This is a genomic window from Micromonospora lacuserhaii (assembly GCF_036902735.1).
Classification (GTDB): Bacteria; Actinomycetota; Actinomycetes; order Mycobacteriales; family Micromonosporaceae; genus Micromonospora.
In genome coordinates this window covers 203,201-213,556 of record NZ_JBAKHO010000005.1, presented here as the reverse complement: position 1 = coordinate 213,556, position 10,356 = coordinate 203,201, and the positions used below count along the sequence as shown (strand labels likewise).

13 protein-coding genes are annotated in these 10,356 nt (G+C 72.6%); 4 read left to right on the top strand and 9 right to left on the bottom strand.

The genetic code is table 11. The annotated features are described in order from the left end of the window. From V6U81_RS05740 to V6U81_RS05730, 3 genes are all read right to left on the bottom strand, one after another. Positions 1–952 (bottom strand): HAAS signaling domain-containing protein (locus V6U81_RS05740; RefSeq protein ID WP_334485178.1); only part of this gene is annotated, 952 nt, incomplete at its 3' end. Next, positions 949–1,281, bottom strand: coding sequence for a PadR family transcriptional regulator (locus V6U81_RS05735; RefSeq protein ID WP_334485176.1), 333 nt, complete (start codon positions 1,279–1,281; stop codon positions 949–951). The genes V6U81_RS05735 and V6U81_RS05740, both read right to left, overlap by 4 nt. Before the next feature lie 71 nt (positions 1,282–1,352). Beyond that, positions 1,353–1,706 carry a VOC family protein gene (locus V6U81_RS05730; protein WP_334485174.1) on the bottom strand — a complete coding sequence of 118 codons (354 nt, stop codon included), beginning with the start codon at positions 1,704–1,706 and terminating at the stop codon, positions 1,353–1,355. Positions 1,707–1,799: 93 nt separating this feature from the next. Between V6U81_RS05730 and V6U81_RS05725 the strand changes: the two genes are divergently transcribed. Both V6U81_RS05725 and V6U81_RS05720 read left to right on the top strand, forming a co-directional pair. Continuing rightward, positions 1,800–2,165 (top strand): type II toxin-antitoxin system RelE/ParE family toxin, encoded by a 366-nt coding sequence (locus V6U81_RS05725; RefSeq protein WP_334485173.1) that lies wholly within the window; start codon positions 1,800–1,802, stop codon positions 2,163–2,165. Next, the gene (locus tag V6U81_RS05720) at positions 2,162–2,479 is read left to right on the top strand and encodes a helix-turn-helix domain-containing protein (protein ID WP_334485171.1); all 318 of its coding nucleotides are present in this window, start codon (positions 2,162–2,164) and stop codon (positions 2,477–2,479) included. Before V6U81_RS05725 ends, V6U81_RS05720 begins: the two co-directional genes overlap by 4 nt. Positions 2,480–2,503: 24 nt before the next feature. Here V6U81_RS05720 and V6U81_RS05715 read toward each other — a convergent pair whose 3' ends face one another. The 5 genes from V6U81_RS05715 to eno form a co-directional block, all read right to left on the bottom strand. Then, positions 2,504–3,445, bottom strand: a complete 942-nt coding sequence (locus tag V6U81_RS05715) for a Ppx/GppA phosphatase family protein (RefSeq protein WP_334485206.1) — start codon at positions 3,443–3,445, stop codon at positions 2,504–2,506. A 323-nt stretch (positions 3,446–3,768) separates the two neighbouring features. Further along, the gene (locus V6U81_RS05710) at positions 3,769–4,290 is read right to left on the bottom strand and encodes an amino-acid N-acetyltransferase (RefSeq protein WP_334485169.1); all 522 of its coding nucleotides are present in this window, start codon (positions 4,288–4,290) and stop codon (positions 3,769–3,771) included. Next, a complete protein-coding gene (locus V6U81_RS05705) occupies positions 4,287–4,844 on the bottom strand; it encodes a DUF501 domain-containing protein (protein WP_334485167.1) in 558 nt (185 codons plus the stop codon). Before V6U81_RS05705 ends, V6U81_RS05710 begins: the two co-directional genes overlap by 4 nt. Positions 4,845–4,875: 31 nt before the next feature. After that, entirely contained in the window at positions 4,876–5,499 is a 624-nt protein-coding gene (locus V6U81_RS05700) for an FtsB family cell division protein (protein ID WP_334485165.1), read from the bottom strand. A gap of 32 nt (positions 5,500–5,531) precedes the next feature. After that, a complete protein-coding gene (gene eno / locus V6U81_RS05695; protein ID WP_334485164.1) occupies positions 5,532–6,815 on the bottom strand; it encodes a phosphopyruvate hydratase in 1,284 nt (427 codons plus the stop codon). A 245-nt stretch (positions 6,816–7,060) separates the two neighbouring features. On the opposite strand from eno, the gene V6U81_RS05690 reads away from it, so the two are divergent. Then, complete coding sequence (locus tag V6U81_RS05690; RefSeq protein WP_334485162.1) at positions 7,061–7,756, top strand: hypothetical protein; 696 nt, start codon at positions 7,061–7,063, stop codon at positions 7,754–7,756. Then, positions 7,753–8,589, top strand: a complete 837-nt coding sequence (nudC, locus tag V6U81_RS05685; protein WP_334485160.1) for an NAD(+) diphosphatase — start codon at positions 7,753–7,755, stop codon at positions 8,587–8,589. Before V6U81_RS05690 ends, nudC begins: the two co-directional genes overlap by 4 nt. 23 nt (positions 8,590–8,612) lie before the next feature. Here the strand turns inward: nudC and V6U81_RS05680 are convergent, their stop codons facing one another. Beyond that, positions 8,613–10,232: a DUF885 domain-containing protein gene (locus V6U81_RS05680; RefSeq protein ID WP_334485157.1), complete on the bottom strand. Its 1,620-nt coding sequence runs from the start codon at positions 10,230–10,232 to the stop codon at positions 8,613–8,615. Positions 10,233–10,356: the final 124 nt, after the last annotated feature.

The following is a 10,356-nucleotide window of genomic DNA, read 5'->3' as shown; positions in this document are numbered from 1 at the left end:
ACTCCGGGCCGGGGGGGGCGCTACCGGACGGCGGCGGGGCCGGGGCGGCGGTGGTGGGGGCCGTGCCGGGCGGCGGTGGGGCGGTGGCCGGCGACTGCGGCCGGTAGGGCGCGTTCTCGGGGCAGTACGGGTAGCCGCGCTGCACCGGGTTGACGTCCGGCAGGGAGGGGTCGGTGCAGGTCGGCCAGCCGAGCCGGATCGGGGTGCCGTTCTGGTCGAAGAGCCGGGCCCTGCTCACCAGCCGGCCCTCGCTGTCGTAGACGAAGACGTCCTGGATCTGGTCGTACGGGCTCCGCACCGAACTGGGGTCGTAGCCGTAGTCGCCCTGCCAGCGGGCCCGCTGGTCGATGGTGACCACGCCGACCAGCGCGAAGATGGCCAGCCCCACGGTGACCACCTGCAGCACGTGACGCTGCCAGGGGCGCAACTCGGCGGCGCGCCGACCCAGCCAGATGGAGCCCAGCACCAGGCCGGCCAGCAGCACCAGCCCAGCGACGTGGTTGCCGTCCACCCGGGGCAGCACGCCGAAGGTGCCGCCCGTGGTGAGCCCGGTGACGAACATGGCCGCGAGGTAGCCCCGCAGCACCCACCAGGCCGGGCGGAGCAGCCGGAGGAATTCGCTCGCCGTGGCGTACCCGAAGACCGGGCCGAGCCGGGCATCGGCGCCGGACAGCCGGACGCGGGCCCGGCGCGCGACGGCGGCCACCCGGTGCTCCAGCCCCCGGTGCGCCTCGCCGGGCTGACCGGCGCCGGCGGCGGCGCGCAGCTCGGCCGCGTACGCCTCGGGCTCGCCCAGCCGCTCCACCAGCGTGCCGTCGGCCTCGGCGGCGACCTCGGTGAGGTGTTCCGGCAGGTCTTCGGTCAACTCGTCGCGGACCGTGGGCGGCAGGTCGGCCAGCGCGGCCCGCACCCGCTGCACGTAGTCCGTGATCTCCTGCCCAGTGACGGTCATGCCGCCATCCCCCGATCGTCGAGCAGTGCATCCATGGTGGTGGCGAACGAGCGCCAGATCTTGCCGGAGCGGGTGAGCTGGTCACGGCCGGCCGCGTTGAGCGCGTAGTACTTGCGGTGCGGCCCGGACTCGCTGGGCACCACGTACGTGGTGAGCAGTCCGGCGGCGAAGAGCCGGCGCAGCGTGCCGTAGACCGAGGCGTCGCCGACCTCGTCGAGGCCGGCGTCGCGCAGCCGGCGCAGGATGTCGTAGCCGTAGCCGTCCTCGTCGCGCAGGACGGCGAGGACGGCCAGGTCGAGCACACCCTTGAGCAGTTGTGTGGTGTCCACGCATCACACACTACTGTGCAGTGCGCAGTACCGTCAAGAACGCGGTAGCTGGACTGCGTCGAACGTGGCGGTCACCTCTCGTCGTGCTGGGTCACGTTGATGACCGCGCCGTTCGGGTCGCGGACGAAGAAACGGCGCAGCCCCCACGGCTCGTCGGTGAGCGGGTAGACGATCTCGGCCCCGGCGGCGACGCAACGGGCGTGCACCTCGTCGACGTCGTCGACCTCGATCGACACATCGGCGTGGACGCCTGCCCTGATGTCGCGCTTCATCACCGAGAGCTGGACCTCGCGGGTCTCCCCGCCGAAGAAGAGGATCCAGTCCAGCCCATCGCCGCCGCCGAGGCCGATGAGGTCGTTGTAGAACCGGCGGCTGCCGTCGAAGTCGTCGGAGTGGATGTTCGGCTTGATCCGCCTGACCGCCATCCGACCAGCCTAGGCCCAGCCTCCGTCCATCGGCCCGAACCCGATTGACGCACCAGCCCACCAGAGGGTTTAGCAATAGCTATACTTACTGCCATGAGTACCGACGAGTGGGACATCTATCTCGTCGATGAGGTGCGGGAATGGATAGCCGGGCTCGACGACAAGGATCACGCCCGCGTCGTCCAGGCCATAGACCTCCTCGCCGAAGCCGGACCCGCTCTCGGCCGACCCCTCGTCGACACGATCCACGGCTCGTCCGTCGCCAACTTGAAGGAGTTGCGCCCGGGGACCGTACGTATCCTTTTCGCGTTCGATCCGTGGCGATCGAGCATCTTGCTCGTCGGGGGCGACAAGTCAGGCCAATGGAACTCCCGGTACCGCGAGGCCATCCCGTTGGCGGAACACCGCTACGAGCTCTACCTGAAGGAACGATCGCAGCAGGAAGGGGAAGCACGATGAGCGACTACTCGCGCTGGCAGGACATTCGCGCCGAGCACGTCGCGCGTGCCGGGGGCGAGGGGGCGGTCGAGGCAGGCAAGCAGGAACTGCTCGCCGAGGTGCTCGGACACCGCCTCGCCGAGGTACGACGGGCCCGCGGTCTGACCCAGCAGCAGGTGGCCGACCGGATGGGCGTCACCAAGGGCAGGGTCTCCCAGATCGAACAGGGCATGATCTCGGGACAGGAGGTGGTGGCCCGGTTCGCCGCCGCCCTCGGCGGACGCCTTCACCAGGCCATCTACTTCGACGACGGAGACATCGCCGCCATCGCCTGAGTCATTCGAGCCCAGGGCGACCAGTTAATTCGTGGCCGGCAGGAGACTCCAGGCGATGCCGTCGAGGATGTCGTGCTCGGAGGCGACCACCGAGGACATCCCGGCCCGCTCCATGATCACCCGGAGCACCAGCGCGCCCGCGCCGATCACGTCGGCCCGGCCGGGATGCATCACCGGGATGGCCAGCCGCTGGTCGCGGGTCTTCGCCAGCAGGTCGGCGGTCACCCCGGCCACCGCGTCGTACGACACCCGGGCGTGGTGGATGCGCTCGGGGTCGTACTCCTGGAGGTCCTGGGCGATGGCGACCACGGTGGTGACCGAACCGGCCAGACCGACCAGGGTGGCGGCCCGGCGGCCGGGGACGACCTCCAGCGCGCGGTCCACCGCGACCGCGATGTCGGCCTGCGCGGCGGCGATCTCGTCCAGGCTCGGCGGATCGCCGTGCAGGTGCCGCTCCGTCATCCGGACACAACCGATGTCCATCGAGACGGCCGCCTCGACCCCACCCTCGCGGGTGCCGACCACGAACTCGGTCGAGCCGCCCCCGATGTCGACCACCAGGTACGGCGGCTCGGCGCCCGCGGGCAGGCCGCGCACCGCGCCGGTGAACGACAGCCGGGCCTCCTCGTCGCCGGTGACCACCTCGGGCGCGACCCCGAGGGTCCGCTCGACCATGGCCCGGAAGTCGCCGGCGTTGGAGGCGTCGCGGGAGGCCGAGGTGGCGCACATCCGCACCCGCTCGGCGCCGAACTTCTCAATCTCGGCGGCGTAGTCGGCGAGCGCCACCCGGGTCCGTTCGATCGCCTCCGGGGCGAGCCGGCCGGTCCGGTCGACGCCCTGGCCCAGCCGGACGATCTCCATCCGGCGGGTCAGGTCGACCAGCGGTGCCTCGGGGCCGGCGGAGGGATCGGGCAGGTCCGCGACCAGCAGACGGATGGAGTTCGTCCCGCAGTCGATGGCGGCCACACGCGTCGTCACGGCAGCAACCCTACGGCAGGTCACCCCGACGGGCGGCCAACCGTGATTCGCTCACACAGGGTGATTTCCAGCGAATCTCACGCAGGGTCACGAACCCGCCGGAAGCGGTTCCGGCGCGCGGCACCTTTGCTCTGCTGCCGCATAAGCAACACCAGCCTGAGCTGCACATCTCCTGCGGGCGGCGAGGGGCCCTCGCGATTCCGCGACACTTTCCGTAACTGTTGCGCAGAAGGCAGCAGAGCAAAGCTCTGCGAGGGCAGGCATGGGCCGCCACCATTGGCTACGCAGGGCCACGGAGGATGCAGAGCTGATCAGAGGCGCAGCAGCATCCGGGTGTTGCCCAGGGTGTTCGGCTTGACCCGTTCCAGGTCGAGGAACTCGGCGACGCCCTCGTCGTACGAGCGGAGCAGCTGCTCGAAGACGGGCTGCGGCACCGGCGCGCCGTCGATCTCGGTGAACCCGAACGAGCCGAAGAACCGGGTCTCGAAGGTGAGCACGAAGATCCGGGCAACCCCCAGCTCCCGGGCGGCGTCGATCAGCTCGCCGACGATCCGGTGGCCGATCCGCCGCCCCCGGCAGGCCGGATCCACCGCGACCGTCCGGATCTCGGCCAGGTCCTCCCACATCACGTGCAGCGCGCCGCACCCGACGACCACCCCGTCATCGTCCACGGCGACGCGGAACTCCTGCACGTCCTCGTAGAGGGTGACGGTGGCCTTGCTGAGCAGCCGACGGTCGTCGGTGTAGGTGTCGACCAGTCGCCGGATGCCCCGTACGTCGCCGGTGCGGGCCCGGCGCACCACGATCTGGTCCGGTCCGGCGGGCGCGCTCATTCCGCCGCCGGCACGTCCACGCACGGGCCGGCCGCCCACCACTTCTCCACCAGGGCCAGCGTCTCGTCGCCGAACGGGTTGACCCCGGGGCCGGCGCCGAGCGCGTGGCCAAGGTGCACGTGCAGGCACTTCACCCGGCCGGGCATGCCGCCCGCGGAGATGCCGGCAATCTCCGACACCTCGCCGATCGCCTCCCGGCGGGTGAGGTAGTCCTCGTGCGCCGCCCGGTAGCGGGCCGCGAGTTCCGGGTCCTCGGCGAGCCGGTCGGCCATCTCCTTCATCAGCCCGGCCGACTCCAGCCGGCTGCACGCCGCCGTCGCCCTAGGGCAGGTCAGGTAGAACAGCGTCGGGAACGGGGTGCCGTCGGCCAGCCGCGGGGTCGTCTCCACCACGTCGGGCAGGCCGCAGGGGCAGCGGTGGGCCACCGCCCGGGTGCCGCGGGGCGGGCGTCCGAGCTGCGCGGCCACCGCGGCCAGGTCGGCCTCGGTGGCCGGTTCCCGCTTCGGCGGGGGTACGGAGTCCGCCGCCGGCTCCTGCGGTGGTACGACAGTCACGGTGCCCATCTCTCGTTCGGTGCTCGGCCGGTCACTTCTCCGGGCTGTCGGCGTTCGCCGCCCGGACGCTCGACCAGAGCGTGTCGTACCAGGGGTCGGGAGTCTTCGGCGGGGTCGCCGGCCGGCCGCTGCCGGCGTCCCGGGCCGCGCCCGCCGGGTCGTTGAGCACGACCACCGGGGTCTCGCCCGGGGCGACCATGTAGAACCGCTCCCTGGCCTTGATCTTGATGTATTCCGGGTCCTGCCACTTCGCGGCCTCGGCGGACAGGTAGGAGATCCGCTGCCGCTGGGCGGCCTGCGACGCCTCCATCCGCTCGATGTCCACCTGCTGGTCCAGGTAGACCCGGACCGGATAGGTGTACGCCAGGGCGAGCGCGATCAGCACCGCGAAGAGCACGGTGGCCCGCCCGGTGAAGCGTCGGGGGTGGGGTGCGGCGAGCCGCCGGATGGTGCCGCCGGCCGCCGTACGCCGGGCCGCGGCCGGGCGGTTGCCGGCGCGTACGCCCTCGGCCCCCCGAACCCGGCCGGTGGCCGTCCGGGCCTCCGCGCGGACCCCGCCGTCGCGAACCGACGTCCGGGCGCCGCGGGCCCCGCCCGGCCGACCGGTCGGTCGACGGGCGGGACGCTGGCCACCCGGTGTGCGGCGCTGCTGCATCGTCACACCCCTCCCCCGAGGCCTGTCGCGTCTCAGGCCGAACGGTAACGCGGGAACGCGCCGGCGCCGGCGTACCGCGCCGCGTCGGCCAGCTCCTCCTCGATCCGCAGGAGCTGGTTGTACTTGGCCACCCGGTCCGAGCGGGCCGGGGCACCGGTCTTGATCTGGCCGCAGCCGGTGGCCACCGCCAGGTCGGCGATGGTGGTGTCCTCGGTCTCGCCGGAGCGGTGGCTCATCATGCACTTGAAGCCGGCCCGGTGGGCCAGGTCCACCGCGTCCAGGGTCTCGGTCAGCGAACCGATCTGGTTGACCTTCACCAGCACCGCGTTGGCGGACTTCTCGGTGATGCCGCGGGCGATGCGCTGCGGGTTGGTGACGAACAGGTCGTCGCCGACGATCTGGATCCGGTCGCCGACCGCCGCGGTCAGGGTGGCCCAGCCGCTCCAGTCGTCCTCGGAGAGTGGGTCCTCGATGGAGACGATCGGGTAGTCGCCGATGAGCTTGGTGTAGTAGTTGCTCATCTCCTCGGCGCTCTTCGCGCTGCCCTCGAAGGTGTAGCTGCCGTTGTCGAAGAACTCGGTGGCGGCCACGTCCAGCGCGAAGACGATGTCGGTGCCGAGCCGGTAGCCGGCCTTCTCCACCGCCTCGGCGATCAGGTCGAGCGCGGCGGCGTTGCTGGGCAGGTTCGGGGCGAAGCCGCCCTCGTCGCCGAGCCCGGTCGACAGGTCCTTCTTCTTCAGCACCGACTTGAGCGCGTGGTAGACCTCCGCGCCCGAGCGCAGCGCCTCCCGGAAGCTCGGCGCGCCGATCGGCGCGATCATGAACTCCTGCACGTCGACGTTGGAGTCCGCGTGCGCGCCGCCGTTGAGGATGTTCATCATCGGCACCGGCAGCAGGTGCGCGTTCGGGCCGCCCAGGTAGCGGAAGAGGCTCAGCTCGGCGCTGCCCGCGGCGGCCTTGGCCACCGCCAGCGAGACGCCGAGGATGGCGTTGGCACCCAGCTCGGCCTTGTTGTCCGTGCCGTCGAGGTCCAGCATCTTCTGGTCGATCAGCCGCTGCTCGCTGGCCTCGTACCCGATGATCTGGTCGACGATCTTGTCCTCGATGTTGGCGACCGCGTTCTCGACGCCCTTGCCCTGGTAACGGTCGGAGTCACCGTCGCGCAGCTCGATCGCCTCGAAGGCGCCGGTGGAGGCGCCGGAGGGCACCGCGGCGCGGGCGATCGTGCCGTCGTCGAGCCCTACCTCGACCTCGACCGTCGGGTTTCCCCGCGAGTCGAGAATCTCCCGGGCGACGATTCCCTCGATGGTTGCCACTGAGTCGCTCCTCGTTCGTGTGTGCGAATCCGGTATGGGCCGCGACGGTGCGGCTGGGGCAGGTGTTGAACGCAGCGTATCGGGCGGCCCGCAGTCGCACGTCTCCACCCGACCGGAGTCGCGCCGACGCAGCCGGACCCCGACCCCGCACCCGACGATGGGTGACACGGGTCATTCCCGGATTCTCGGCACTCAACCGGCAACCGGTTTGCGCGCGGTGGACCCGATCGACAAGGCTGGTCGCCATGCCCGCCGTATCGACCGCCCTCCGCGTGCTCGCCGTGTCGGTCATCGCGTCGCTCTCGGTGACCGGCTGCCAGACCCTGGACGACGCCGGCCGGGCCCTGGGCCACGCCGACCTCGTCAACGACCTCGCCGCCCGGCTGGACGCCTCGCTCACCTCGACCTGGGCCGCCGACTACCGGCTGTCCGACGGCGGGACCGCCTCGCTGGCCCAGACGCAGGAGCCGCTGCGCGCGGCGTACAGCTGGCCGGCCGGCAAGATCACGGTGACCCAGGAGGCGGTCACCCGGTGCGAGACCGCCGCCGGGCGGAGCTCCTGCTCGGTGCTGCCGCCGGTGACCACCGCCGGGAAGCCCGCGGTGGCCGCCTGGGAGGAGGCCGCCAAGCGCGGACAGCTCACCCCGCCGGCCGTGATCCGGCTGCTCACCGAGGCCGCCCTCGACCCGGCGGCGGTCATCGTGCAGAGCGACACCACCGTCGCCGGCCACCACGCCACCTGCGTCGACGTGCGGCGCTCCGCCGGCGACTTCACCGCCTGCGTGACCACCGAAGGGGTGCTCGGCAGCTTCACCGGCACCCTGGACGGCCGGTCGACCGAGGTGTCGCTGAGCCGCTACACCGAGACCGTCGGGGCGACCGCCTTCGACCCGCCGACCGGGGCGAGCGTGGTGGACCGCCGCCCGTCGAACCCCTCGTGACCGGGGCGGTCGGTTTCCTGCCGGGCGCCGACGCCAGCGTGCCGCCCGCCCCGACCGATCTGGCCCTGCCGGTGGCCGGCCGCCGGCTGCTGACCGGCCCGGACGGCCACTTCCTCAGCATCGCCGACCTGCCCGCCGGGACGCGGTGGGCGCCGATCGGCACGCTGGACGGCGTACCGGCCTGGGTGACCGAGGCCGCCTCCACCGAGGACGACGCCGGCCGCTGGCACAGCTGGCGGTCACTCGCCGCCACGTTCCCGGAGCCGCTCGCCGCGCTCGCCGGCCGGGCGCTGGCCGTGGCGACCTGGCGGCGTACCCACCGGTGGTGCGGGGCCTGCCGGGCCGAGCTGGCCGACGTGCCGGGCGAGACGGCCCGGCGCTGCCCCGACTGCGACCTGTACGTGCCGATCCGGCTCTCCGCCGCCGTGCTCACCGCGATCACCCGCCCCGGCCCGGCCGGCGGCCCCGACGAGCTGCTGCTGGTCCGCCACACCTACGGCCCGACCGAGCTCTGGGCGCTGGTCGCCGGCTTCGTGGAGGCGGGCGAGTCGCTGGAGGCGGCGGTGCACCGCGAGGTCGGCGAGGAGGTCGGGCTGACGCTCGACACGGTCGGCTACTTCGGCAGTCAGCCCTGGGCGATCTCCGGCCCGAACGTGCTGCTGGCCGGCTTCACCGCCACCGTCGCCGACCCGGCCGCCGAGCCGGTGGTGGACGGCAACGAGCTGGCCGAGGCGCGGTGGTTCCCGCTGGACGCGCTGCCGGCGGAGCTGCCGCCGGCGTACTCCATCTCACGCTGGCTGATCGACGCGACGGCGACCGCCGCGCGGCGCTGACCCCGCGTGGCGGCCGGCGGCGGTCAGATCCCGAGCAGGGTACGCAGGTGGCGGGGCGGCGGGCAGTCGTGCGCGAGCATCGCGTCGTGCCAGTCCCGCACCGACACCCCCGCGGGGCGGGACGCGGCGATGTCGGCCATCTCGCTGTAGCCGACGAAGTACGTGGAGAGCTGGGTGGAGGTGAGCAGCGCCCGCCGCCACTTGCCGGCCGCCTCGCCCTCCTCCTGGAAGCCGCGCTCGGTCATCAGCGCCATCGCCTCGGACTCGGGCAGTTCCTCGCCGTGCACCAACTGGTCGAGCAGGGCGTTGATGGTCATCCGCAGCTGCATCTTGAGCTGCTGCAACCGCACCGGCAGGCCACCGAAGCCGAGGCCGGCCATCAGCTCCTCGGTGTAGACCGCCCACCCCTCGATGAACACCCCGGACTCGGTGAGCGGGCGGACCCGGGTCGGGCCGATGTGCCGGCGGGCGTGGGCGAGCTGGAGGAAGTGGCCGGGCATCGCCTCGTGCACGGTCAGGTTGCGGATCATGTGGTCGTTGTATTCGCGGTAGAACGACTCGACCCGGTGTGCCGGCCACTCGGCCGGGGTGGGCGAGATGCAGTAGAAGGTCGGCAGCGCGGCCGTCTCCAGCGGGCCGGGCGAGTCGCAGTAGGCGACCGCCACGCCCCGGGCGAACTCCGGCATCTCCTGGATGACGCAGGGATCGTCGACCAGGGTGACCAGGTCGTGCCGGCGGACGAAGTCGCTCGCCTCGTCCAGGGTGACCGAGGCGAGCTCCACGATGGACTTGTCGTCCGGGTGTTCGGCGGCGAGCATGTCCAGCGCCCGGCGTACCGTCGCGTCGTCGCCCGGGCCGCCGACCAGCTCGACGGCCGCCGCGCGGATCTCCTCGGTGACCCGGTCCAGGTTGGCCCAGGCCCGGCGCTGGATCTCCGCGGCGCCCAGCTCGGTGTCGAGGGTGTGCCAGAGCCGCGCCTCCCAGCGCCGCCGGCCCAGCCGCGGGTCGCGGCCCGGCCCGGTGTCGGCGGCGAGGCCGATGCGCAGCCAGGCCACGAACTCCTCCAGCGCGGCGATCGCGGCGGTCGCCGCCGGTTCGACCGTGCCGTACAGCGCGGGCGCCTCAGCCAGCAGCGCCGGCAACTCGTCGCGGACCAGCGCCGCGGTGCCGGTGAACTGCCCGACCGCCGTCTCGGCGTGGATCCGCGGCATGTCGCGCAGCGTCGCGCGCGCGGTCGCCAGCGCGTCCGGTACGGCCGACAGCCGCCCGGCCAGGTGGGTCAGGCGCTCCTCGGCCGGGGCGTACGGGCGGGCGAGCAGGGCGTGCAGCAGCGGGCCGGGGTTGTGCCGCAGCGGATCCCACTCGTACGCCCGGATCTCGCTCAGCTCGAACAGCTCGCGGTCGACCAGGGCACTGAGCAGCGCGTGGTCGACCCGCTCCTCGACGTCGAGCGCGTCAGGGTCGAGTTCGGAGAGCGCGTCGGCAGCCTCCTTGAGCATGCCCTGGTCGGCCGCCACCGCGTCGGCGGAGAGGTCGGGGAGCCGGTCGTCGTACCGGTGGTCGCCGGCGGAGGTGGCCAGCCCCGGCCGACTCTCCAGCACCGCCTCCACGATCCGCTCCGCCAGCGGCACGAACTCTTCCATCCCCCGACCCTACCCACCCCCGCCCCCGCCCGCGCAGCACCGCGCCCGGGGCATTGATCATGAGGTTGGCGGCACGGATTCCGGCATTCCGCCCCGGTAACCTCATGATCAACGAGGTTGGGGG

Coding starts and splice junctions, on each gene's coding strand:
- V6U81_RS05730 (WP_334485174.1), bottom strand. CDS start 1,706: ATGGCGGTCAGGCGGATCAAGCCGAACATCCACTCCGACGACTTCGAC.
- V6U81_RS05725 (WP_334485173.1), top strand. CDS start 1,800: ATGAGTACCGACGAGTGGGACATCTATCTCGTCGATGAGGTGCGGGAA.
- V6U81_RS05720 (WP_334485171.1), top strand. CDS start 2,162: ATGAGCGACTACTCGCGCTGGCAGGACATTCGCGCCGAGCACGTCGCG.
- V6U81_RS05710 (WP_334485169.1), bottom strand. CDS start 4,290: ATGAGCGCGCCCGCCGGACCGGACCAGATCGTGGTGCGCCGGGCCCGC.
- V6U81_RS05700 (WP_334485165.1), bottom strand. CDS start 5,499: ATGCAGCAGCGCCGCACACCGGGTGGCCAGCGTCCCGCCCGTCGACCG.
- V6U81_RS05690 (WP_334485162.1), top strand. CDS start 7,061: ATGCCCGCCGTATCGACCGCCCTCCGCGTGCTCGCCGTGTCGGTCATC.
- V6U81_RS05680 (WP_334485157.1), bottom strand. CDS start 10,232: ATGGAAGAGTTCGTGCCGCTGGCGGAGCGGATCGTGGAGGCGGTGCTG.